This window comes from Azoarcus sp. DN11, assembly GCF_003628555.1.
In the GTDB taxonomy this organism is placed as follows: domain Bacteria; phylum Pseudomonadota; class Gammaproteobacteria; order Burkholderiales; family Rhodocyclaceae; genus Aromatoleum.
Genome location: NZ_CP021731.1, coordinates 1,621,063 through 1,643,984, shown reverse-complemented (window position 1 = coordinate 1,643,984; position 22,922 = coordinate 1,621,063). Strand labels below are relative to the sequence as shown.

The 22,922-nt window shown below is 64.0% G+C and carries 24 protein-coding genes; 13 read left to right on the top strand and 11 right to left on the bottom strand.

Features of this window, described 5'->3' with window-relative positions:
- The first annotated feature begins 11 nt into the window (after positions 1 to 11).
- From CDA09_RS07545 to CDA09_RS07490, 12 genes are all read left to right on the top strand, one after another.
- Positions 12 to 194: a benzylsuccinate synthase gamma subunit family protein gene (locus CDA09_RS07545; protein ID WP_121428052.1), complete on the top strand. Its 183-nt coding sequence runs from the start codon at positions 12 to 14 to the stop codon at positions 192 to 194.
- A 23-nt stretch (positions 195 to 217) separates the two neighbouring features.
- Entirely contained in the window at positions 218 to 2,812 is a 2,595-nt protein-coding gene (locus tag CDA09_RS07540; protein WP_121428051.1) for a glycyl radical protein, read from the top strand.
- 76 nt (positions 2,813 to 2,888) lie between these two features.
- Positions 2,889 to 3,119, top strand: a complete 231-nt coding sequence (locus CDA09_RS07535) for a benzylsuccinate synthase beta subunit family protein (protein WP_050417935.1) — start codon at positions 2,889 to 2,891, stop codon at positions 3,117 to 3,119.
- A gap of 47 nt (positions 3,120 to 3,166) precedes the next feature.
- The gene (locus CDA09_RS07530) at positions 3,167 to 4,027 is read left to right on the top strand and encodes an AAA family ATPase (RefSeq protein ID WP_050417936.1); all 861 of its coding nucleotides are present in this window, start codon (positions 3,167 to 3,169) and stop codon (positions 4,025 to 4,027) included.
- Between the two features lie 8 nt (positions 4,028 to 4,035).
- Entirely contained in the window at positions 4,036 to 5,778 is a 1,743-nt protein-coding gene (locus CDA09_RS07525; protein ID WP_286164286.1) for a vWA domain-containing protein, read from the top strand.
- Positions 5,775 to 6,347, top strand: coding sequence for a DUF4125 family protein (locus CDA09_RS07520; RefSeq protein WP_050417937.1), 573 nt, complete (start codon positions 5,775 to 5,777; stop codon positions 6,345 to 6,347). Before CDA09_RS07525 ends, CDA09_RS07520 begins: the two co-directional genes overlap by 4 nt.
- Positions 6,344 to 6,625 (top strand): MoaD/ThiS family protein, encoded by a 282-nt coding sequence (locus tag CDA09_RS07515; protein WP_050417938.1) that lies wholly within the window; start codon positions 6,344 to 6,346, stop codon positions 6,623 to 6,625. Before CDA09_RS07520 ends, CDA09_RS07515 begins: the two co-directional genes overlap by 4 nt.
- A gap of 13 nt (positions 6,626 to 6,638) precedes the next feature.
- Entirely contained in the window at positions 6,639 to 7,163 is a 525-nt protein-coding gene (locus tag CDA09_RS07510) for a hypothetical protein (protein ID WP_050417939.1), read from the top strand.
- Positions 7,164 to 7,216: 53 nt separating this feature from the next.
- Complete coding sequence (locus CDA09_RS07505) at positions 7,217 to 7,801, top strand: YgiT-type zinc finger protein (protein ID WP_121428050.1); 585 nt, start codon at positions 7,217 to 7,219, stop codon at positions 7,799 to 7,801.
- The gene (locus CDA09_RS07500) at positions 7,798 to 8,721 is read left to right on the top strand and encodes a DUF4037 domain-containing protein (protein WP_121428049.1); all 924 of its coding nucleotides are present in this window, start codon (positions 7,798 to 7,800) and stop codon (positions 8,719 to 8,721) included. The genes CDA09_RS07505 and CDA09_RS07500 overlap by 4 nt, the downstream gene beginning before the upstream one ends.
- Before the next feature lie 42 nt (positions 8,722 to 8,763).
- Positions 8,764 to 9,708: an SDR family oxidoreductase gene (locus tag CDA09_RS07495; RefSeq protein WP_121428048.1), complete on the top strand. Its 945-nt coding sequence runs from the start codon at positions 8,764 to 8,766 to the stop codon at positions 9,706 to 9,708.
- Positions 9,705 to 11,261 carry an amidohydrolase gene (locus tag CDA09_RS07490; RefSeq protein ID WP_121428047.1) on the top strand — a complete coding sequence of 519 codons (1,557 nt, stop codon included), beginning with the start codon at positions 9,705 to 9,707 and terminating at the stop codon, positions 11,259 to 11,261. The genes CDA09_RS07495 and CDA09_RS07490 overlap by 4 nt, the downstream gene beginning before the upstream one ends.
- 33 nt (positions 11,262 to 11,294) lie before the next feature.
- Here CDA09_RS07490 and CDA09_RS07485 read toward each other — a convergent pair whose 3' ends face one another.
- Both CDA09_RS07485 and CDA09_RS07480 read right to left on the bottom strand, forming a co-directional pair.
- A complete protein-coding gene (locus tag CDA09_RS07485; RefSeq protein WP_217351289.1) occupies positions 11,295 to 11,516 on the bottom strand; it encodes a hypothetical protein in 222 nt (73 codons plus the stop codon).
- Positions 11,517 to 11,703: 187 nt separating this feature from the next.
- Positions 11,704 to 13,998, bottom strand: coding sequence for a DUF3141 domain-containing protein (locus CDA09_RS07480; protein WP_121428046.1), 2,295 nt, complete (start codon positions 13,996 to 13,998; stop codon positions 11,704 to 11,706).
- Between the two features lie 36 nt (positions 13,999 to 14,034).
- Between CDA09_RS07480 and CDA09_RS07475 the strand changes: the two genes are divergently transcribed.
- The gene (locus CDA09_RS07475; RefSeq protein WP_128106537.1) at positions 14,035 to 14,331 is read left to right on the top strand and encodes a hypothetical protein; all 297 of its coding nucleotides are present in this window, start codon (positions 14,035 to 14,037) and stop codon (positions 14,329 to 14,331) included.
- 259 nt (positions 14,332 to 14,590) lie between these two features.
- On the opposite strand, the gene CDA09_RS07470 is transcribed toward CDA09_RS07475, so the two are convergent.
- From CDA09_RS07470 to bbsB, 9 genes are all read right to left on the bottom strand, one after another.
- Positions 14,591 to 15,220 (bottom strand): YbhB/YbcL family Raf kinase inhibitor-like protein, encoded by a 630-nt coding sequence (locus CDA09_RS07470; RefSeq protein WP_121428044.1) that lies wholly within the window; start codon positions 15,218 to 15,220, stop codon positions 14,591 to 14,593.
- Between the two features lie 64 nt (positions 15,221 to 15,284).
- Positions 15,285 to 16,055 carry an enoyl-CoA hydratase/isomerase family protein gene (locus CDA09_RS07465; protein ID WP_121428043.1) on the bottom strand — a complete coding sequence of 257 codons (771 nt, stop codon included), beginning with the start codon at positions 16,053 to 16,055 and terminating at the stop codon, positions 15,285 to 15,287.
- Between the two features lie 36 nt (positions 16,056 to 16,091).
- On the bottom strand, positions 16,092 to 17,312 hold the full coding sequence (locus tag CDA09_RS07460) for an acyl-CoA dehydrogenase family protein (RefSeq protein ID WP_121428042.1): 1,221 nt from the start codon (positions 17,310 to 17,312) through the stop codon (positions 16,092 to 16,094).
- 51 nt (positions 17,313 to 17,363) lie between these two features.
- On the bottom strand, positions 17,364 to 17,564 hold the full coding sequence (locus CDA09_RS07455) for a hypothetical protein (RefSeq protein ID WP_121430775.1): 201 nt from the start codon (positions 17,562 to 17,564) through the stop codon (positions 17,364 to 17,366).
- A gap of 164 nt (positions 17,565 to 17,728) precedes the next feature.
- The gene (locus CDA09_RS07450) at positions 17,729 to 18,958 is read right to left on the bottom strand and encodes a CaiB/BaiF CoA transferase family protein (protein WP_121428041.1); all 1,230 of its coding nucleotides are present in this window, start codon (positions 18,956 to 18,958) and stop codon (positions 17,729 to 17,731) included.
- A complete protein-coding gene (locus CDA09_RS07445) occupies positions 18,942 to 20,174 on the bottom strand; it encodes a CaiB/BaiF CoA transferase family protein (RefSeq protein WP_121428040.1) in 1,233 nt (410 codons plus the stop codon). The genes CDA09_RS07450 and CDA09_RS07445 overlap by 17 nt, the downstream gene beginning before the upstream one ends.
- 32 nt (positions 20,175 to 20,206) lie before the next feature.
- On the bottom strand, positions 20,207 to 20,953 hold the full coding sequence (locus CDA09_RS07440; RefSeq protein ID WP_121428039.1) for an SDR family NAD(P)-dependent oxidoreductase: 747 nt from the start codon (positions 20,951 to 20,953) through the stop codon (positions 20,207 to 20,209).
- Positions 20,954 to 20,967: 14 nt separating this feature from the next.
- Positions 20,968 to 21,696: an SDR family NAD(P)-dependent oxidoreductase gene (locus tag CDA09_RS07435; protein ID WP_286164407.1), complete on the bottom strand. Its 729-nt coding sequence runs from the start codon at positions 21,694 to 21,696 to the stop codon at positions 20,968 to 20,970.
- A gap of 39 nt (positions 21,697 to 21,735) precedes the next feature.
- Positions 21,736 to 22,905 (bottom strand): benzoylsuccinyl-CoA thiolase subunit BbsB, encoded by a 1,170-nt coding sequence (gene bbsB, locus CDA09_RS07430; RefSeq protein WP_121428037.1) that lies wholly within the window; start codon positions 22,903 to 22,905, stop codon positions 21,736 to 21,738.
- Positions 22,906 to 22,922 lie beyond the last annotated feature (17 nt).

The window sequence follows — 22,922 nt, the reverse complement described above, 5'->3', positions numbered from 1 at the left end:
GAGACATATCCATGGAAACGACCACATGTAAGCAGTGCGCAAACTTCTTTCCTGTCCCACACGGCGCAGACGACTACGAAGCGGGCAAGGCAGATTGCGTGCGGCAAAAGGAAGATGAAAAAGGCAAATACTGGCTCTCCAAGCCCATCTTCGAGAACAGCACGCAATGTGAAGCGTTTTGCGCGAAGCGATAAACATAACATCCGAGGAGACTGAAATGAATGACATCGCAAGCGCCAAGGTTCTCGAATACAAGGGAAATACGCTCAAGTTCACGCCGGAAGATCCGGCAGAAGCGAAAATTCCGGTCGACGAGTTGCACGAGCATCTGCAAAAGCCGTCGACGGCGAGAACCAAGCGTCTGAAGGAGCGTTGCCGCTGGAAACATGCATCCGCCGGCGAGTTCATCGAAAAGAGCGTCACGGCCGGCATCGAGCGCATGCGCTATCTGACCGAAGCACACAAGGCTAGCGAGGGTCAGCCGGAAGTCATCCGCCGCGCGCTCGGCTTGGCGAATGTTCTGAACAAGTCAACCCTGGTGCTTCAAGAGGACGAATTCATCGTCGGCTACCACGCCGAAGATCCGAACATGTTCCCGCTGTATCCCGAATTGTCCCACATGGCGGTTCAGGACTACCTGAGGAGCGACTACTCGCCTCAACCGGCCGACGAGGCTGCCGCGATCAATGATTACTGGAAGCCGCACAGCCTGCAAAGCAAGTGCCAGCCCTACTTCGACCCGGCCGACCTCGGCCGTATGTACCAGGTCAGCAGCATGGAGGCCCCCCCCTTCGCGTCCGGTTACAACAGTATCGTACCGCCCTACGAAACCGTCCTTGAGGACGGCCTGCTGGCGCGCATCAAGCTCGCCGAGAAACATATCGCCGAAGCCCAGGCCGACATGTCCACCTTCCCGTGGAACGGCACCAAGGGCCTAGACAACATCGCCAAGATCGACCACTGGAAGGCGATGGTCATCGCCTGCAAGGCGGTCATCAGCTGGGCGCGCCGTCAAGGCCGTCTGTGCCGGATCGTCGCCGAGAATTTTGAAACCGATCCGAAGCGTCAGGCCGAGCTGCTCGAAGTTGCTGACATCTGCCATCGCGTTCCCGCCGAGCCCTGCAAGGGCCTCAAAGACGCGATGCAGGCGAAGTTCTTCACCTTCCTGATCTGCCACGCCATCGAGCGCTACGCGAGCGGCTACGCGCAGAAGGAAGACACCCTGCTGTGGCCGTACTACAAGGCCTCCGTCATCGACAAAAAGTTCCAGCCGATGGACCACATGGGCGCGGTGGAACTCGTCGAGATGGAACGTTTGAAGATTTCCGAGCACGGTGCCGGCAAGTCGCGCGCCTATCGCGAAATCTTCCCGGGCTCGAACGACCTGTTCATCCTCACCGTCGGCGGCACGAACGCCAAGGGCGAGGACGCATGCAACGACATGACCGACGCCATCCTGGAAGCGGCCAAGCGGATCCGCACTGCTGAGCCCTCCATCGTCTTCCGCTACAGCAAAAAGAGTCGCGAAAAGACGCTGCGATGGGTTTTCGAGTGCATCCGCGACGGTCTAGGCTATCCGTCGATCAAGCACGACGAGATCGGCACGGCGCAGATGAAGGAATATGCCAAATTCAGCCTCAACGGCAACGGCGCCACCGACGAGGAAGCCCACAACTGGGTCACCGTGCTGTGCATGTCGCCCGGCCTTCACGGTCGCCGCAAGACACAAAAGACCCGATCGGAAGGCGGCAGTTCGGTCCTCCCGGCCAAGGTGCTGGAAATCACGCTCAACGACGGCTACGATTGGTCGTACGCGGACATGCAGTTAGGCCCGAAGACGGGTGAACTCTCCTCGTTGAAGACCTTCGAGGACATCTGGGAGGCCTTCCGCAAGCAGTATCAATACGCGATCAACCTTGGCATCAGCACCAAGGACGTGTCGCGCTACTTCGAGCAGCGCTACCTGCAGTTACCTTTCGTGTCGGCAATCGACGACGGCTGCATGGAATTCGGCATGGACGCTTGCGCCCTGTCCGAACAACCCAACGCCTGGCACAACGAGGTCACGACGGTCGTCGCGGCGAACTCCCTCGTGGCGATCAAGAAGCTGGTGTTCGAGGAGAAGAAGTACACCCTGGAACAACTCAGCCAGGCACTGAAGGCGAACTGGGAAGGCTTCGAGGAAATGCGCGTCGACTTCAAGCGCGCGCCAAAGTGGGGCAACGACGACGAATACGCCGACAGCATCGTCTCCCGATTCTACGAGGAAGTCATCGGCGGCGAATTGCGCAAGATCACCAACTACTCTGGTGGCCCGGTCCTGCCGACCGGTCAGGCTGTCGGCATGTACATGGAAGTGGGTTCGCGCATGGGCCCGACGCCCGACGGCCGCTTCGGCGGCGAAGCGGCTGACGACGGTGGCATTTCTCCCTACATGGGCACCGACAAGAAAGGCCCGACAGCGGTGTTGCGCTCGGTGTCCAAGGTGCAGAAGAACCAGAAGGCCAATCTGCTGAACCAGCGCTTGTCGGTACCCATCATGCGCTCCAAGCACGGTTTCGAGATCTGGAACGCGTACATGAAGACCTGGCACGAACTGAACATCGATCATGTTCAGTTCAACGTCGTCAGCACCGACGAAATGCGCGCGGCGCAGCGCGAACCAGAGAAGCACAATGATCTCATCGTTCGCGTGTCCGGCTACAGCGCCCGGTTCGTCGACCTTCCAACCTATGGGCAGAACACCATCATTGCCCGTCAGGAACAGGACTTCAGCGCGTCCGATCTCGAATTCCTAAACGTCGAAATCTGAAAAAAGCAGCCAAACGGAGGGGCAGCGTTCTGCGCCCCTCCACCCATAGTCAAACCAAATATATTGGAGCCATAACATGGAAGCGGAAAAGAGCTTGCAAAACCAGCCGTATACCGAAGTCGGCACAGCGAAGCCCTGCCGGATCTGCAAGTGGCAAACCCCTGACCCCACCGATCCGCACCGTGGGCAGTGCACCGCCAACCGCCACGCCATGGGCGGAGTCTGGAAACGCTGGCTTAGGGACGTCGAGAACACGACCTGCTCCAGGCATGAGGAAGGCAAACTGAGCTTCCGCGACCACGTCTGAACACCGGACAGAAGTGGCTTACCTCCCGACCGCGTTGACGATAGATCATGAAAACCTCTCCTAGCACAAATGGCTTGTTCATCCCGGAAGTGGACCCCTACTACTATGTAAGTACGGAAAACCAGAGCTTTCTCGATAAATTCGCCAAGATATCCAAAAAGCACCCCGTCAACGTCTTGGTGGTCGGCAAACAGGGCTGCGGCAAGTCCTCTCTGGTGCGGCAATACGCCGCCGTCAACAGGCTGCCGCTGGCGACCTTTCAGATCGGCATCCTGTCCGAGCCGGGACAATTGTTTGGTGAATACGCGCTGGAGAACGGGGAAACGCGCTACAAGCAGTTCCTCTTCCCTCAGGCCATCCAGACGCCCAACTGCGTCATCCATCTTGAGGAGATCAATCGCCCCGAACACCCGAAGGCGTTGAACATGCTGTTCTCCATCCTCTCCGATGATCGACAGGTATGGATGGACGAACTGGGCCTGCTGCAAGTGGCGCCCGGGGTCGTTTTCTTCGCGACGCTGAACGAGGGCGCCGAATTCGTCGGCACGGAGCTACTCGACCCGGCCCTGCGCGACCGCTTCTATGTCACGACCATGGATTTTCTGCCGAACGAAGTCGAAATGGAGGTGCTGGAAAAGAAGACCGGCGTAACAAACGAGCAGGCCAGGGAAATCATCACGGTGGCGAACAGCATTCGCGCCAATGCCGACCTCGGCGTCGACGTTTCCACACGCAAGATTCTGATGCTCGGCGAGATGATCGCCGCCGGAGGTACGCTGCGCGAGGCCATCGTGACGAGTCTCCAAACCGACAAGAAGACGCTCGAGTCGGTTTTGCTGTCGCTGCACGTCAATCTGGGGAAGGTGGAAAAGAGCAAGACCGAATACGTTCAGTACATTGCCGCCTAAGGTTTTCCATGGCCAAGAACAAGGACACCACACTTCGGCTGATGAACAGCGCGGGAGACGTCAAGCGCTTCGTCATCCCAGGTGAGGAAGGCTATTCGGACTTCTGGCGTCGCGACAAATCCCCGATCGAGTCCGTCGAGTTGGTGAAGCTATTGGTCGCGATTCGCAAACTGTCGACCTTCATCGGACGCAACGTCGGCGAAATCGTCTGGTCGGGAATGGAACTCGACAATGCGCTCGCCCTCGATCCAACCCCGATCATGGGCACGTATCCGGTTCCGGCGGGAAAAACCGATCTGATGGTCGGCATCATGGTGCAAGAGGCGTACAAGCGTGTCGAGTGGTCAGAGCGTCTGCGCGAGATGCTCAGGCTGCGCGTCCAGCCCCCGACGCAGTACGAATACAAGTTCGACATGTTCTTCACCCTTTGCGAGTCCGTCTACGTCGACGGCCTGGCCAACAAGAGCGTGCTCGGTTACTACGCCGAGGTGGCGCGTGACTGGCGTATCGTCAAGACGCTGAAGAGCCTGATCAAGCCGCCCACCCTCTCCGAGATGTTGCACCTGTGGTGGCGCTTGGCGGCCCATCGCGACCCGGAACTCTACAAGCAGGGTCACAGCGATCTCACCCTGGGTGGCCTGGTGATGCGGGGTAGCCTGGACCAGTATTACAGCAAGCCGATGCAGACCATGAACAGCATCGTGCCCGCCCTGCGCCACGACTGCCCGGCGCTCTCGAGCGTCAGCGATCGGCGCGATTTCCGCCTTGATCTCTATGAAAAACTCTGGTGCGAAGTGCTCAAAAACATCCGCTTCTGGCCCGGGGATCGCAGCGATCGTTTCATGATCCCCGACATGGGCGATGATGAACTGGCCCAGGAAGAGGCGGAGCAAGCAGCAGTCAAGGCCACCATCGTCAATTACGCCAACCTGATCGAGGCGGCGCTGCCGCAGAAGAACCGCGATTTCACCGATCAGATCAAGGGCAACGTCGCAAACTTCGAGAACGTCGCGCGTGTCGAGGGCAACGACATCGTGATGCTCGCGCGCAACCGCGTCGATCGCCACCTGCTGCACAAGCTGGAGCAAGTCGTGCGGAACGCCACCGACCGCCGAAACGTCTTCAACCGCGGCCTCAGTTCGGGGAAGATTCATAGTCGGCGGCTTTACCGCGCCCACACCACCGGCGCAGTGTTCCAACAAAAGAATCATGAGTTCGACATGCGCAAGAATGTCGTACTGCTGGTGGACGCGACGGGGTCGATGGCCGACCCGACGCAATGGGACCAGGCGGAAATGATCTACCAGACGCTGTTCACCGCGATTCTGGAATACACTAGCAACGCGCGACTATTCGCCTACAACGATGTCAAGAACGCGTGCCGCATCACCGAGATCTATCGTGGTGGCCGCATGCTGACGGTGCTGCCGCACGGAAGGACTGCTTCCGGCGAAGCCATCATCGCCACGGCATTGAATACCCGCACGCCGGGGAAAAAAACGCTGCTGATCCACATCACCGACGGCGCCTCGAATTGGGGGTGTGGCGTGGCGGATGCCATCAAGTATTGCAAGGGCAACGGTATCAGCCTGCTCACGCTCGGCATCAGTTGCAGTCTGTCCGCAAAGCAATCGCTACGGGACGAATACGGCACTCTCGTGAAGTTCGTCGACAAGACCGAACAATTGCCGAAGTTGTTTGGCGAGTTGATCATCAGTGAAATGCGTGAATCGAGGACGCCACAGAAGTGAACTCGTCCTTGCTCGACCACGTGCTGGAAGCCGAATGGCAGATGTTCGTCCGCGTCAGGAGCGCGCGGCACGCCCCCTGTCAGAGCGCTCCAGACAACTTCAAGACGATCCGCTCCAGTCTGTTCGAGACGTGGACGCAACCGATGCTCGCCTCCTATCTTGCCGATCTGGAACAGGCCGAGGCGGTCGGCCGCAACCTGCTTGCGGAAAAATACGCGCGCATGGACAACCTGATTCCACCACTGTCAAACAGCCCGTTGATCGACATCATCGTCACGATGGAAAGCAATTGGCAGGAAGAGTTGGGACGTCGCTATCCCGCCCTTTATCGGCGATGTTGCCGCAGCATGGATGAAACCGGCGACGGCCGGAACTTCGGAATCTATCTGGGCTGCGAACTGGAAACCTACGGCGATCATACATTGCAGCTGTATTTCGAGAATATCGAGGCAGCCGTCGCCGCCAATCGCAATCTCGCGCTCGAGGCCCTGCGTCGACTGGTATGCAAGAACGGCTATCGCGACCTGGATCACGCCGAGAGCGTATTGAAATACGGAGAGACGGCATGAACATCGACGTCAGGCTGAATCTGCTCGGCGTATTGGGCATCAAACAAAGCGAGCTTGCCATCGATACACCGGCGAATGCCACGGTCGCCACGTTGATCAGCTTGATCGACCAGCACAATCCCGGCTTCGCCGCGGCACTGACGAACGACAGCGGAGGCATCTCGCCCCAGTTCGTATTCTTCATCAATGGCCGAAACGCCGTACATCTGGATGGCATGAACACCAGACTCGACGCAGGCGATGTCGTCAACGTGATTCCGGCCATTGCCGGAGGCTGAAAGGGGGCGTCACATGATCGTCGACCGGCCGGAATCGCATTTCATCTTCGTCGTTCCTCTGGATCACGTCGAGTACCGTTACAACTACATCAACCTGCGCGGCGAACCGCTGACCAACAAGCAATATCTGGAACATTGGGGAAAATGGCTTGTGTTCGGCCTGCGCGAGGAAGTCGAGGAACTGGCAAGGAAGCTGGACCCTTATGTCGAGGAAAAGAAGATTCCCGCGGTCAAATACGACCGCAAGCTGATCACTGAATTCCAGCTCAACCGCTGCGTCATGTGTGTCTATTGCCACGATGAAACCAAGGACGAGGTTTGGGAAATCCTGGCCGCGTTGGGCGTCATGGACAAGGCATGGATGTACGAACGGGAGACGCTGGAGAAATGGCTGCCCGGCGGCGTCAATCTGGAAAAATGGATCCAGGGACGCGGGCTGGATCATGAACAAGCTGAACGCGTACGCGCCGATGCACGTGCGAAGTTCAAGAAAATGTTCGCCGACGAGAATGAAATTTTCACCGGCGTCTATCAATAGCCCGAACCGCGTTCGACCCTCAACCTGCTGAAGGCCCTGACGCCGCTTTGCCTATGCCCCTTCCCGCCCCCGACCGAGAAACCGCGTGGATCGCCGCACGCGCCGGCGAGTCGCGCTACGTCCTGTCCGAGCACGTGATCCGTTCGCTGATGGCCGGGCACATCGCCGTGCCGCAGATCGAAACAGCCCTGCGCACCGGCCGCCTCATCGAGGAACACCGGCACCCCGGGCGGGATCCGGCCTACCTCCTGTGCGCCGTCCACGACCGCAAACCGGTGCATGCAGTCGCAGCGCCACGCACCGACGGCTGGCTCGCGGTCATCCATGCCTACGTGCCCGCGCCCCCTTTCTGGCGCACGGCCCTGCAGCGTTCCCCCGGAGATCCGGCGATGTCCGATTCGACCACGACCTGTTATTTCTGCGGCGGCGCCATCAAGCAGGTGACTGTCGGCAATTTCGACTACCGCCTCGAAGGCCGCCTCTACGTCATCAAGAAGGTTCCTGCCGGCCTGTGCGAACAGTGCGGCGAGAAATACGTCGATGCCGAGGTGGGCCGCCGGCTGAATGCGCTAATTGCCGCGCAGGCTTTTACCAGCAGCGAAGCGGTCGATGTGATCGACTACGCGGTCGCGCCGTGAACGGGCTGACGCTCGCGGAGCGCTATTTCGACCGCTACGGCCGGGACCTGCTAGCCGGGGAATTCGCCGCCTGGCGCGAGCGCGTCGCGGCCGGGCTCGCCGGCGACGGCTCGGACTGTCTCGGCTTCGACGACGAGCAGTCGCACGACCACGACTGGGGGCCGGGATTCTGTCTGTGGCTGAGCGATGAGGATTACGACGAGATCGGCGCGTCGCTGCAGCAAGCCTACGAGCGTCTGCCGAAGTTCTTCGCCGGATTCGCGCGCTCGAACACCGAATGGGGCGTCGGGCGCGTCGGCGTGCTCGAAACCGGCGCCTGGTACAAGCAGTACCTCGGCCATCCGGACGGCCCGCAGACGCTCTTCGATTGGCTGCGCATCCCGGAAAAGTATCTCGCGGCCTGCACTTCCGGACGCGTCTTCCACGACCCGCTCGACGATTTCTCGCAGCGCCGGCGACGGCTGCTGGCGTTCTATCCCGAGGATGTCCGGCTCGCGAAGATTGCGGCCCGCTGCATGTCGATCGGCCAGGCGGGCCAGTACAACTTCACGCGCGCGCTGGTCCGTGGCGAAGCGTTCTCCGCGCAATATGCGGAAACCTCGTTCTGCAACGACCTGATGTCCTTGGTCTATCTGCTGAACCGTCGCTATGCGCCGTATTACAAGTGGCGCCACCGCGGCCTGCCTGGGCTGCCGCAGCTGGGATGCTTCGTGCATGAGCGGATCGCCGCGATGATGTCGTCGGCGGATGCGGACGAGAAGCGCGCCCATATCGATGCGCTGTGCGCGGCGGCCGTGGCCGAACTGCAGGCCGAAGGGCTGACCGGTTCCGACAGCCCCTTTCTCGCCGATCACGGCCCGCTCATTCACCAGCGCATCGAGGATCCGGCCCTGCGGCGCCTGAGCGTACTCATCGGGTGAACGGCCGCAAGGGCTGCCGCGCCGAAATTACGGAGATCCATCATGGCAAAACGCGTACTGGTGATCGGCGGCAGCTATTTCTGCGGCCGCGTCTTCGTCGAGGAAGCGCTGAAGATGCCGGGCGCGGAGATCCACGTGTTCAACCGCGGCAATCTGCCCCTGCGCATGGACGGCGTCACCGAGCACGTCGGCGACCGTGAGCGGGCCCGCGAGCTGCGCGATGCGATTCCGGCCGCCGACTGGGACGCCGTCGTCGATTTTTGCGCCTACACCCCGGCGCATGTGGAGACCCTGCTCGACAACCTGCGCGGCACGGTGCGCCAGTACCTGCTGATCAGCACCACCACGGTATACCGCAAGACGGGGCGCCTGCCCCACGACGAAAACGCCCCGACCCTCGACGGTCCGCAGCCGGAATTGGGCGAATACGCCGATTACGGTTATCAAAAGTGCCTCGCCGAGCAGGCCGCGCAGCGTGCCTGCGAGCGACGCGGGATCGCGCTGACGGTGCTGCGGCCGGCCATCGTCTATGGCTATTACAACTACGCGCCGCGCGAGACTTACTTTTTCGACCGCCTGCGCAACCAGGAATCGATCATCGTTCCCGAACCGGATACGTCCGTGTTCAACTTCATCTGGGTCGTCGACATGGCGCATTTGGTCTGGCAGTGCATCAGCGAGCCGCGCGCGTTCGGCGAAACCTTCAATCTGGCCTCGGGCGAGCGCGTGTCCTACGCCCGCATCGTGGAAGTGCTGGGCGAAATCACCGGCAAGACGGTCGAAACGCTGAGATTGCCTGCCGCCGAGATCGCGCGCCGGCAGCTTCCGCTGCCCTTTCCCATCGACGAGGATCTGGTCTATGACGGCGCAAAGATCGACCGCCTGTTCGACTTCCAGCACACCCCGTTCCGCACCGGCCTGCGCGAAGCCCTCAAGTACTACCTGACCGTGAAACGGCGCGAGGCGGCCGCCGCCGGCGCGCAATGAACGCCGACCTGATCCTCGACAACCTCGCCGCCTTCACGCCGGAACGCCTCGCGGGCAGGCGCGGTGCCGACCTGATCGCGATCCGCGACGGGCGAATCCTTTACGTCGGCGCGCGCGCCGCGCGCCCCACCCTCGCCGGGCCGCACACGAAACTCGTCGATTGCCGGGGCGCGACCGTCATTCCCGGATTCAACGACGCGCATTGCCATCCGGTCGCCTTTGCGATGACGACGCGCTACATCGATTGCTCGCCGCTGCGCGACATCGCCGGCCTCATCGACGCACTACGATCCCGTGCGGCCGCGACGGGTTACGGGCACTGGCTGCGGGCGGCCAACTGCGACCCGGCCCGCCTCGCCGAGCAACGGCTGCCGACGCGCTGGGAACTCGACCTCGCCGCCCCGGGCCAGCCGGTGATCGTGGTGGAGCACGCCGGGCAGCACTGCGTGCTCAACAGCCGGGCACTGGCGCTGTGCGGCATCGACGAAACGGCGGAGTCATCCGATGCGGGAAGCGTACACCGCGATCCAACAACCGGCCGCCTCAACGGCATCGTCTCGGGCAACCATGCGCAGGTGGCCGCCGCAATCCCACCCCTTGCCTCCGATGAGATCGAAGCGGGTCTGCGCACCGCCGACCGCATCTTCCTCGAATCCGGCATCACGTCGCTGCAGGACACGAGCTGGTCGAACACGCCGGCGCACTGGCACGCGATGGCCGATTACAAGCGCCGCGGCCTCGTCAGCCCGCGCGTATCGCTGTGCGCGGGCGCCGGCAGCGTTGCCGAGTTCGCCGCGTCGGGGATGCGTACCGGCAGCGCCCATCCCGACTGCCCGCCCGGCGCGCTGCGCCTGGGCGCAGCAAAAATCGCCCTCGACGAAAGCACGGGCGATCCGAACCCGCCGCAGGATCTGCTCGACGCGGTCGCGCTGGCGGCCCACGGCGCCGGCTTCCAGCTCGCCTTCCACGTGCCGGACCCCACGCTGCTCGACCGCTCGCTGAACACGCTTGCGTGGCTCGACGCCGCCGGCCTCGCGCCCCGCCTGCGCCCGCGCTTCGAACACTGTCCGGTCTGCCCGCCCGAATGGATGGACCGCGTCGCCGCGAGCCGTGCGGTCGTCGTCGCGCAGCCCGCCCTGCTGCCGCTGGCCGCGCCCGCGCTGCACGCGTGCGCACCGGACCCGGCACGGCCCCCGCTGTTTCCATTCCGTTCGTTCCTGCATCACGGCATCCCGCTCGCGTTCGGCTCCGACGCGCCGCTCGTCCCCTGCGCACCGCTCGAAGGCCTGAAAGCGACCGTCACGCGACGTGACGCTGGGGGATACTGCGTTGCACCCGAGGAAGCGATCCCCCTCGCCGACGCGCTGCGCCTCTATACTTGGGGCGGCGCGTACGCGGCCGGAGAGGAGGATGTGACGGGAACGATCGCCGCGGGCCGGCGCGCCGACCTGGTCCTGGTCGAAGGTGCTGAGGCATGGGCGACGGCCGACGATCTCGCGCGCGCGCAGGTCGTCATGACGCTGATCGGCGGCAAGATCGTCTGGGCGCGATAACCGCGCCAGGCATACGAAGGATTCCGGGCGCGCTCACGGCACGATGACGAAATCGGGATTGGCGACCGCGAAAGCGGCCTCGCGATCCGGGGCCGGCGGATAAATCCATTTGGTCGTGATTTCGCGCTTGAGCGATTTGGCGTCCTCCCGCACCAACGAGATCTGCTGGTCCCAGCCCTCGGTGCAGAGGGCGCCCCAGGGGCCCAGGTCCAGGCAGGTCACGTACTTCGGCTGGCTATAGGGGTGCAGCGGCAAGCCGACCAGTTCCGCGGCCGCGTAGAGACTTCGCGCAGCAAGGCGCGGATTCTCACCACCGCAAGCCTGTCGGGATAGCGCGCAGCATCGCACCTGCCCTACAGGCTCGGTTTGACGGCCTTGCGCCGTCGGCGGACAGGCGGCTCGCAGGGTGTGCCGGACACCTACCTCCTTGAACGGAACGGTTTCATGCTTCGTCCGTCTTGCGACGCCGCCGTTGCGGGGCGCTGCCGCTCGCCTTCCGAACCGAGGGGCGACTGCGCTTCATCGTGGCGTCTTCATCCGCCTCGGCGGAGGCTTCGGAGCGGGCGCGCACGAACAGTGCTTCGATGCGCGCGAAGCGATCGGCCGCGTGTGCGCTGAGGTCGCCACTCGCCGCCAGCACGTGCCGGATATGCTCAAGCTGCGCGTCGATCTCGGCGGCGGTGAGCCCCTTGAGCAGCGTCGGAATCGCCTCCAGCGCCGCCTCGCGGTCGCTCTTCAGGATGAAGAACTGCTCGCGCAACAGGTGCTTGAAATCGGCGAGCGTGCTGCGCGGCTCGAGCTCGGCGCGCGAGGCGCGCATGCGCTTGAAGTTGCGCTCGTCGGTCGCCGGGGCGCCGCCGAGCACGTAGATCGTCGAGCGCATCGCCGCCTCATGGGGGCCACCCTCGGCGACGCGCGCACGCAGCTCGGCCTGGCGGCGTTCGACGAAGCGGCGGTGCTCCGGTTCCCCGCCCGGGCGGCGGCGCGGCGGATGGCCGGTACCGAGCCCCACCACCGCCTGCAGCAGCGGCTGACCATAAACCAGCAGGAACAGTTGCTCGCTCGCGCGATCGCGCCAATCACGCCAGGCGTCGAGGACGCCGGCGATCTGCCCGGACAGGCGGCCCTCGCCGACACGCCAGGGATTGTCCCCCGCTACCGGGTGGTGGTCTGCGCGCACCTTCTCCGCCAGCGCCGCGATCGGCGCCATTAGCGGATTGTTGTCCGACAGCAGCCGGTAACCGAGGCGATTGGGATGCATGCGGCGCAACCACGTCGCCGTATCGGGCGTCGCCAGAGCGCGCACCCACGGTTGCACGAACAGGCGGTAGAGGCCGAGGTTGATTTCGGAGATGCGCGCCGCCGTGGCGAAGCGGACGTCGTCCTCGGGCACGTGCTGCACCTCGCGGTCGAGCTCGGCTATGGTGCGCGGCGTGAATTCGAGCAGGTACTCGCGTTCGATCAGCCCGGCGTCGGGACGCTCGTCGGCGCGCGAGATCGAAGTCTCATAGAGGCCCGGCGGCAGCACGTCGATGTAGTCCATGTTGGCCGTGAACTCGGTGTGTTCCTTGCGCGAGACACTGCCGGACACGAAGATGCCGAGGTGGCCGGTGCTGTCATGGACGCAATAGACGATCGTCTGCTCGTTCGCGACTATGCCGTCCACACCCTCGTAGAGGTCGCGGATCCAGCCCAGCGCCTGCGGCGGCGGGGTGATGTCGTCACCGCGCGAGCAGAAGACGACGATCGGCGAGCGCACGTTGCGCAGGTCGATGCGGCGCCCGTCGGAGGTCACGAGTTGGGCCGTCGACAACCGGTTGCCGACGAAGAGGTTGTCGACAATGTACTGGATCTCCTCGCCGCCGAGCACGACGTGGCCTCCCCACCAACGCTCGAACTCGAGATAGCGGGAGGCTTCCGTGTTGACGTTCGCAAATACGCGGTACTGCTTGGTCCACCAGGTGTTCGCAGGGTTGAGGTTCTCGAAGTTATGTACCAACCAGGCGCCATCGAACAGCCCCGCGCCGAGGTCGCTCAGCAGCGCGGTCACCCAGCTACCGCCCGCCAGCCCGCCGATGTAACGCATTGGCGCCTTGCCGCGCTCGCCCGCCCAATAGGACAGCGGCGAGCCGGCGATGAGGATGGGACCGAAGAGGTCGGGCTCAAGCGCCGCGGCCATCATGATCTGCCAGCCGGCCTGGCAGTTACCAACCACTATGGGCTTTTCCGAAATCTTCGGGTGACGTTCGATGACGTGGCGCAGGAAGGCGATCTCCGCCTCGACCACATCCCCGACAGTCTGGCCCGGTTGTGGGTAGGGCAGAAAGCCGACGAAGTAGCACGGATGGCCAGCGCGCAGCGCAACGCCGATCTCGCTGTCGGGCTTGAAGCCGCCGATGCCGGGGCCGTGTCCGGCGCGCGGATCGACGACGACGAAGGGGCGCTTGTGCGGATCGATCGCAATGCCCGCCGGCGGCGAAATGCGCAGCAGCTCGTAATTCACCGGCCTCGGCAGTTCGCGGCCGTCGATCAGCACCTCAGTGTCGAAGCCGAGCACGCTGGGCTTGGTCTTGGCGATGTGCTCAAGGTACTGATTTCCGCGGTGACGCATGACGTCCAGGAAGAGAAGGCTGCGCTCCATCGCATCGCGCCAGTAGTCGAAGGCGGAGCAGACGTAACCGACAGGATCCATCAAGGGCAGCGACACTACCGAGGGTGTCAGCATGGGAGAATTCATTTGAGGCTCCATGTATTGCAGAGGCGGCCAAGCGCGGTGGCGCAGGCCGCCGGAATCTTCACTACCGCGACGGACACGGAACCGACGGCCGGTTCACCGACCCGGCGCTTCGTCGGCAACACGCAGGGCACATCTCGGTCCTCCTTCCTGGAGGTTCGTCAGTTGCCATGCTCGCAGCCCGCCGATTGTCGGGATCGAAGCTCGAATCTAATCCGCGAATTCGAGTTGCACGTTTGCGATTTCGCCGAGGTCTTCGCACAAAGCTTCGATACAGTCCCGGTCGAGCTTGCCCATATTTGCCAGTTCACGCAACTCGTCGACAGCGCGATCTGAATCGCACCGGGTTTCGCGGAGGCCGTTTTGTTTGAGTCAGGCAGCAACCACCTGCGCTGGCGCCGGAGTCCGTCGGCTTCAGCGCCCATCTCGACGCGTCGGTGACGCCATCGGCCATCATTGGCAAGATGTCCCCTCTGCTGACGATCAAAGGCCTGGAGAGCAGTTACGGACCTATCAACGCACTGAAGGGCGTCGATCTGAAAATCTTCCCTGGCGAACTGTAAGCGTCCGCCCAGCGATTACCGGACGGTTACCCTCAGTCGGCCCTGCACTGCGGGTTGAGCGTATAGCGCCCCGTCAGCGAGGCCTCGCCGAGCACATGCCCGTCGATCGCCCGCAGCACGTCGGGCCCCGTGAATCGCCCTTCGACCGGGCAACGCTCCAGATCGACGGCATACAGCGTGAACACGTAGCGGTGCACGCGCTCGTCGTTCCATGGTGGGCATGGGCCGTCGTATCCGTAGTACAGCCCCGCCATGTGCGCGTCGCCGGCGAAGCCGCGCGTGAAGTCGTTGAGCCCGTGCCGGGCGCCGTGCCGCGCTGCGGGGCCCGGCTTTCCACGCGGCATGACACCGTCGGAGAATTTCCCCTCGGCGACGCCGCGGTACGCGGGCGGCAGGTCGACGAGCACCCAGTGGAAGAAGTCGACGCGCGGCATCGACTCGGGAATCACGATGTCGTCGCGGTTGATGTGCTCGAAACGGCTCGGCACGTCCGGATCGTGACACGTGAGCACGAAGGAGCGTGTGCTGGCCGGCGGCTCGTTCCACGTGAAGGCCGGGCTGCGGTTGGCGCCGAAGCGGAAACGGCGTTCGGCGTCCGCTACCGCGAACGCGTGGCTGTCCGGCAGGCGCCGGTTGTCGTCGAAACTGCTGCTCAGACGCATGATGTGTCTCCCGCATGCGGAGCGGCCTTCGCCGCCCCGCCCCGCCCTCACGTCGCGTCGCCGCTCAGGCGCCTCGGAACTCCGGCGCGCGCCGTTCGCCGAAGGCCTTGAAGCCTTCCTTGCGATCCTCGGTGTCGCGCAGCACGCCCCACAGCAGGTGCGAGTACAGGATGCCATGCTCGAGCGGCAGGTCCTTGCCGAGCACTGCGGCCTGCTTGGTCGCCTGCACGCTCAAGGGCGCCGCAGCGGCGATCTTCTCCGCATACGTGCGGGCGAGCCCGGCGAGCTCCGACGGCTCGACCACGTCGCTGACGAGTCCATAACGCAGCGCCTCGTCGGCGGAGATCATCTCGCCCGTCAGCAGCATCTTCATCGCCACCGCTTGCGGGATCGCGCGCGGCAGCGCCTGCGTGCCGTTCAGCCCGGCGAGGCTCGCGACCTTGACTTCGGTCAGACCGAACTTGGCGTTCGACGACGCGATGCGCAGGTCGCACGCGAGCGCCATTTCGAGCCCGCCGCCCACGGCGTAGCCGTTGATCGCAGCGATGATCGGTTTCCACATCTTCATGTGCGGCAGCAGGGGCTGGCCTTCGCGCAGATAGGTCGCCGCCATGCACTCGGTCGGCGGCGGCGCCTTCTTCATGTCGGTGCCGGTGCAGAACGACTTTTCGCCCGCGCCGGTCAGCATGGCCACACGGATGTCGGGGTCGGTGCGCACGCGCGTCCAGATTTCGGCCAGATCGGCAATGGATTCGGGGTCGAGCGAGTTCATCGCTTCCGGGCGGTTCAGGGTGACGTACGCGACGTGATTCTTTACTTCCAGCGTTACCGGCATGGCTGTTCTCCTTTCATTCTTGTGTTGCCGCGCGAATCAGGCCGCGACAAAGGGGCTGTAGGTCGTGCCGTCGGTCAGCAGCTTCTTCGCGATCGACATGCGATGGATTTCCGATGCGCCCTCGACGATCCGCCAGATGCGCACCATGCGCGCCACGTATTCGATGCCCAGTTCGCGCGACAGGCCGAGTCCGCCGTGCAGCTGGATCGCGCGGTCGGCGATGCGCGTGAGCATTTCGGTCGCGGCGATCTTCAGCGAGGATGCCTCGATGCGCAGGTCCTTGTGCCCCTGATCCGATTTCCATGCGGTGTAGTAGAGCTGCAGACGGACCTGTTCGAGCTCGATCGTCGAATCGGCAATCCAGTTCTGCACCGTCTGCCGCTCCGCGAGCGGTTCGCCGAAGGTTTTCCGCAGGTTCGCCTGATCGATCATCATCTGGATCAGCCGCTCCGCCATGCCCGTGCAATGCGCGGCAAGCTCGATGCGGCGCACGCCGAAGCGGTTCTGCAGCGGGATGAAGGCATCACCGACCTCGCCCAGCACCGCTTCGTCACCGACGCGCACGTTGTCGAGATAGACGGTCCAGGACGGCATCGCGCCGATGACCGGGATTTCGGCGCCAATGCGCAGTCCCGGCGTGTCCTTGTCGAGGATGAAGGCGGTGAAGCGCCGCTTGGTCGGCGCCTCCTTGTCCGTCACGGCGATGCAGATGAAGAACAGGTTGTCCTTGTCGCATTTGCTGATGAAGATCTTCGACCCGTTGATCACCCATTGGCCGTCCTGGCGCACGGCGGTCGTCGTGAGGCCGCTGATGTCGGAGCCCGCGCCCGGTTCGGTAGCCATCATCGCGGAGTCGATCTCGCCCCGGCAGTAGGGGCCGAGAAGCTTCTCGCGCTGCGCGGCGGTGCCGCATTCGTTCAGGTAGTAGAGGTTCGGGGCATCGGGCGGCAGGGTGAAGCCGTGATGCGAGAAACCGACGAGCGACTTCGACATTTCCTCGACAACCAGGGTCTTGGCGAACATGCCGAGCCCCTGACCGCCGAACTTCTCGTCGACCTCGATGCCCCAGAAGCCCATGTCCCGGGTGATGTTCATCAGACGCTCGTGGTCGGCCTTCGGCAGCAGCGTGTACCCGTCGGTCCACATCCGCATCTCCCGCTCCAGCAGGACCTTCTCAAGGGGCATCAGCTCGTTGGTGGTGAAGCGCCTGGCCACGTCCTTGAGCATCGTCTGTTCTTCGGATAGGGAAAAATCCATGTCTCGTCTCTCGTCCTGTATTTATCGGATCCCGGCCGCCGATACCCGCCTTCAGTCGGCGTCCGAGCGCATCAACGACTCGATCTTGTCCGCGATCGTTGCGCCACCATGGCTACGGCATTTCTCCGCGGCTACCCGCACCCCGTCCTCGAACACGGCCATCAGCGCCTCGCGGATCGTCGCCCCGTCGTGGCAGCCGGCCACCATCAGGCAAGCGGCATAGGGGTGGTATTCGCCTACGGCTACGGACATTCCGCACTGGGGGCACTCGTACACCGAAGATCCGGCGGGCACGTATCTGGCAGTCCCGGCTTGCCGCGCTTGTTGCTCATACATGATTCGTCCTCCTCCTGGCTGGAATTGCGGCCACGGCGCGTTTCGCGTCATCGGCCGCTCACATCACTGGCCGACAGTGCTCACACCAACACTTCCTGACTGACCAGATCTTCGATTTCGTCCTGCGAATAGCCCAGCTTCCCACCCAGCACCTCGCGCGTGTGCTGCCCGATCGATGGCGCGGCGGTCTTCATTTCCAGCGGCGTGCGCGAGAACACGATCGGCGCGCGGTTGTAGAGGGTGACGCCGACCTCGGGGTGGTCGAGGTAAGCCCAGAAGCCGCGGCTGCGCAGCTGCTCGTCCTCGATCGCCTCGCGCGCATCGCGCACCTCGCCCGCCGGCACGCCCGCCTTCAGCAGCGCTTCCATCACGTGGTCGCCATGCTGCGTGGTGGTCCAGCACTCGATGCGCTCGTCGAGTTCGGCCACATGGCAGCGGCGCATTTCGGCGGTCGCGAAGCGGTCGTCCTCGGCCCAGGGGGGATTGCCCATCACGCGCCGCATCGCCGCCCACTGCGCGTCGTCAAAGACCGCAATCGCGATCCATTTGCGGTAGCCGAGGGTCGTATAGACGCCGTGCGGCGCGGCTTGTGGATCGCCGTAGCCGAGCGGGCCGAGCGTCTCGCCGTTGGCCGCGAAGGCCATCGGCGCGCTCGGGGTCATGCAGATCGCCGAATCCAGCTGCGAGATGCTGACGGTCTGGCCGCGGCCGGTCACCTCGCGCTCGAGCAGCGCCGCCATGATCCCGAACAGGGTGTGCGTCGGCACCATGACGTGGTCCGTGTAATTCGTCCCGGTGCCGAACGGCGGTTTGCCTGGGAAGCCTGCGCGCGCCGTCAGGCCGCACAACGCGTTGAGGTTCACGCCATAGCCCATGAATCGACTGTGCGGCCCCTCGGTGCCCTGCAGGCTCATCGTCACGTAGATCGCCCGCGGGTTGATCTCCCGCACCTCGTCCCAACCCAGCTTCCACTTCTCCATCTGCCCGACGCGGAAATTGTTGATGACGATGTCGCTCTGGGCGATCAGCCGGACGGCGACGTCCCGCGCCCGCGGGTTGTTCATGTCGAGTGCGATGTCGCGCTTGTTGGCGTTGCGCGCCGCGAAGTAGCCGCTGCGATCGAGGCCGGTGCCGATGCCATCCTTGAACGGCTCGCCGCGACGCAGCGTGTCCGGCCGCTTCACGCTCTCGATCTTGATGACGTCGGCGCCGCACTGCGCCAGCACGCTCGTGGCAATCGGCCCTGCACCGACCCACGAGAAATCGCACACGACGATGCCCTCCAGGGCCCGCTCAATGCTGTTCGGCATATACCGCTCCCACCCGCACGAGTTTGTCGATCTCGAATGCCGAATAGCCGCATTCGATGAGTATTTCCCGCGTGTGCTCGCCGATCCGCGGTGCGTTGCGCCCGAGCTGCCACGCCAGTTCGCCGAATTCGTACGGCGCACCGGGATAGCTGATGTCCGCCCCCAGCGTGTCGTTGAACTGCGTCTGCCAGAAATTCCTGTGCATCAGCTGCGGGTTGGCGAGCAGGTCCTGTCCGTCGCTGACGGGAGTGACCGCGACGTTGAAGCGCTGTCCGGTCTCGTACAGGTAAGCCTTGCTGCGGGTGAGGGTATAGCGCTCGAAGACGCGGCAGAAGGTCGCGTAGCCCGCCTCCGAAGTGCGATACGCGTAGTCGATCCACCGATCGTCGTCGAACACCTGCCATTCCTCCACGCCCTCGGCTTCCATCCAGCGCACGAAGGGCGTCCACATCTCCTTGTTCCGCCCCATGATGGCGACCAGCGCGATGTAGCCGTCGGCGCACGGATGCAGCGTCGCGCTGCCGGCCTCGCGTCCGCGCCCGCGCCGGATCTTGCCCTCTAGGTCCCAGAACTGCGCGGCGTTCTCGAGCGCCATGGCCTCGGCCTCGATGCAGGCGACATCGACGATCTGGCCCCGGCCGGTGCGCTGCGCGCTGAAGAGCGCGATCGCGCTGCCGACGGCCGCATACGCCTCGGCCATCCGGTAGGCCTGGTTGTCGGGTGCCCGGACGGGCTTGTCACCGTTGACGCCGGCGAGATAGAGGAAACCGCTCAGCGCCGAACAGGTCAGGTCCGAGCCGGGATAGGCCGCGAGCGGACCGGTGCGCCCGAAAGGCGTGATGGAGGTCTGCACGAGGCGGGCGTTGTCCTTGCTCAGAGCTTCCCACGACAGCCCGCTCCCGTCCAGCCAACCCGGGCGGCAGCTCTCGATGAGCAGATCGGCGCCACGGCACAGCCTGCGGAACACCTCGCGTCCCGCCTCGTGCTCGAGATCGAGCGCGAGGCCGCGCTTGCCCGCGTTGTAATACAGGTACGGCAGGCTCGCCTGCACGCCCGGGTCGCCGTGGAAAAACGGGCCGACGCGTCGCAGCGGGTCGCCTGCGGGCGGCTCGACGTGGATCACGTCGGCACCGAGGCCGGCGAACATCTTGGCCGCGTAGGGCCCGAGTTCGCCCGTCATGTCCAGCACCCTGAATCGGGAAAAGTTCTGTGCCATCTCACATTCCTCCAGCCGCCCGGGTCCCTCACTCAACCAGCGAACAGGCTCCGCCCGCCGCACACGTACAGCACCTGTCCCGTAACGAAGCCGGTTTCGTCGTCGGCGAGGAACAGCAGGGTGTTCGCGATGTCATCGGGATCGCCGAGCTTGCCGGTCGGCTGACGCGACAGCAGGAACTGCTGGTTCTTCTCGGGCAGTTCGTCCCACATCGGTGTGTGGATCAGGCCCGGCGCCACGCAGTTGACGGTGATTCCGGAGCGCCCGAGTTCGATCGCGAGCGACCGCGTCAGCCCGACGACTCCCGCCTTCGCGGACGAATACGGGGCTTGGCCGGCCCCCCCGAGCCAGGCGCGGGAGGCGATATTGACGATGCGTCCGTGGCCGTTCTCGACCATGTGCCCATGGACGGCCTGGGAGCACAGGAAGGTGCCCTTCAGATTGACGTTGATCGTGACGTCCCAGTCCGCCTCGGTGAGCTTGCGCAGTGCGCCCGCCCGCTCCATGCCGGCGTTATTGACGAGAATGTCGATGCGCCCGAACGCGTCGACCGTCTGCTGTACCATGCCGTCCACCGCCGCCTTGTTGCTGATGTCGGCGACCGCGCCGAGCACGCGATGCCCCATCCGGCTGAACTCGTCGACCGTCGCGCGCACCTTTTCCGCGTCGATGTCGTTGATGACGACCGCCGCGCCCTGCTCCGCGAAGCGCAGCGCCGTCTGCTTGCCCATGCCGCTTGCCGATCCGGTGATCAGCGCGACCCTGTTCCGAATACCCATTGCCGCCTCCCTGATCAGATCGACATCGAAAAATAGGCGCTCTTGCCGCCGCAGACGAAGAGCGTCTGCCCGGTGACGTATTTCGAGCTATCGGCCGCCAGAAAGCTGACCGCGTTCGCCACATCCGCGGGCGTACCGAGCCGCTTCACCGGAATGCCGGCGACGAGCGTCTCCCGATCGGTGTCCGTGACGGTCCCGCTATCGACATCGCCCATCACGACGGTATTCACCGTGACACCGTCGCGCGCCGACTCCAGCGCCAACGCCCGCGTCAATCCAAACAGGCCCGAGCGCGCGGCGGCGACGTTGGCGGTCCGGGCGAGTCCCAGGTAGTTGATGTCGCTGATGTTGACCACACGCCCGAAGCCGCCCTGGCGCATTGCCGGCACGACCTCGCGCAGGTAGTGGAACGGGCCCGCGACGCCGACCTCGAGCGCCGCGCCGACGTCCGCGTCCGAAATTTCCTCCAGCGCTTTGGCCGCGAGCGCGCGCTCGTTCTGCACCAGGATGTCGATCCGTCCGAAACGCGCCATCACTCGCGCGACGCTTTCGCGGATCTCCCCCGGGTCGGCTGTGCGGGTCATGACTGCAATCACCGGCACGCCCTGGTCCACAAGCCGCGATGCGGTCCGATCGAGCCTGCCGGCGTCCGAGCCGGTCAGCGCGATCTGCGTGCCGGACTCCGCCAAGCGCATGGCCACCGCCTCGCCGACGGGATCGTCGGCATTGACGATCAACGCCACCCTTTCCTTGCCTTTGGTTTCCATCTCGTTTCCCCTCGCTTACCAGTCGCTCACCAGCATGTGCATCGTGCAGGCCGCGTGCTCCGTGCCCGACAGCCCGCCGCCCGTCACGTGCGTCATCGCCACGCGCGGCACCGGATCGACCTGGTAGCCCGGACATTGATTACGCATCTGCTTGACGCTTGCGGCGATCTGCGCCGCGCCGGATGCGCCGATCGGATGTCCATACGAGAGCATCCCGCCGCGCGGACTCACCACGCATTTGCCGCCGTGCGTCGCATTGCCGTCGCGCAGGAACTTCAGCCCTTCACCCTTCGGACACAGCCCGAGGCATTCGTAATACAGCAGCTCGGCGATGGTGAAGGCGTCGTGCAACTCGACAATATTCACGTCCTCGGGGCCGATACCCGACTCCTCGTAGAGCTGGTGCGCGGTCTCCTCGGTGATGTCGTCGCCGGTGATGTCGCGCGGCCGATTGTGGTACGGCCCCGAGCGCACGACCGAGCCGGCCACGAGGATCGGCTTCGCGATGCCGAGCTTCTTCACCATCTGTTCCGAGCACACGACGACCGCGCCGGCACCATCGGCGATGCCGCAGCATTGCTGCAGCGTCAGCGGGGAAGCGACGACGCGCGACTTGACGACCTCCTCCACCGAGATCTCGCCCTTGAACCACGCGTACGGGTTGTTGGTCGCGTGGCGGCGATTCTTCACCGTGATCATCGCCAGGTCCTCGGCCGTCGCACCGGTCTCGTACATGTAGCGCTGCGCGCGCATCGCGTACTTGCCCGTCATCACCGCGCCGTGCACCGTCTCGATGTCGGACATCGCAGTCGCGAACGCGGTGCCCTGCGCCATGTGCAGCGTGTGGTTCTCGCAGCCGATGCCGAGCGCGACGTCGGCGAGCCCCATCGCGACATCGCGCACCGCCAGATGGATCGCCATGCCGCCGGCCGAGCAGGCGCTCTCGACGTTGATGATCGGCAGATGCCCGCACATGCCGAGGTCCTTGAGCACGGTCTGCCCGGTGACCATGCCGTTGGTGCCGTTGCCGACATAGGCGCTCTGCACCATCGTCGGACGGTCGATATTCGACGCCTTCAATGCCTCGAATGCCGCGGCCCGGCCGAGCACGTCGTAATCGACCTCATGTCGCCCGAATTTCGTTTCGCCTACCCCGGCGATATAGACCTTGCGTTGCAATTTCATATTCATTCACCCGATGG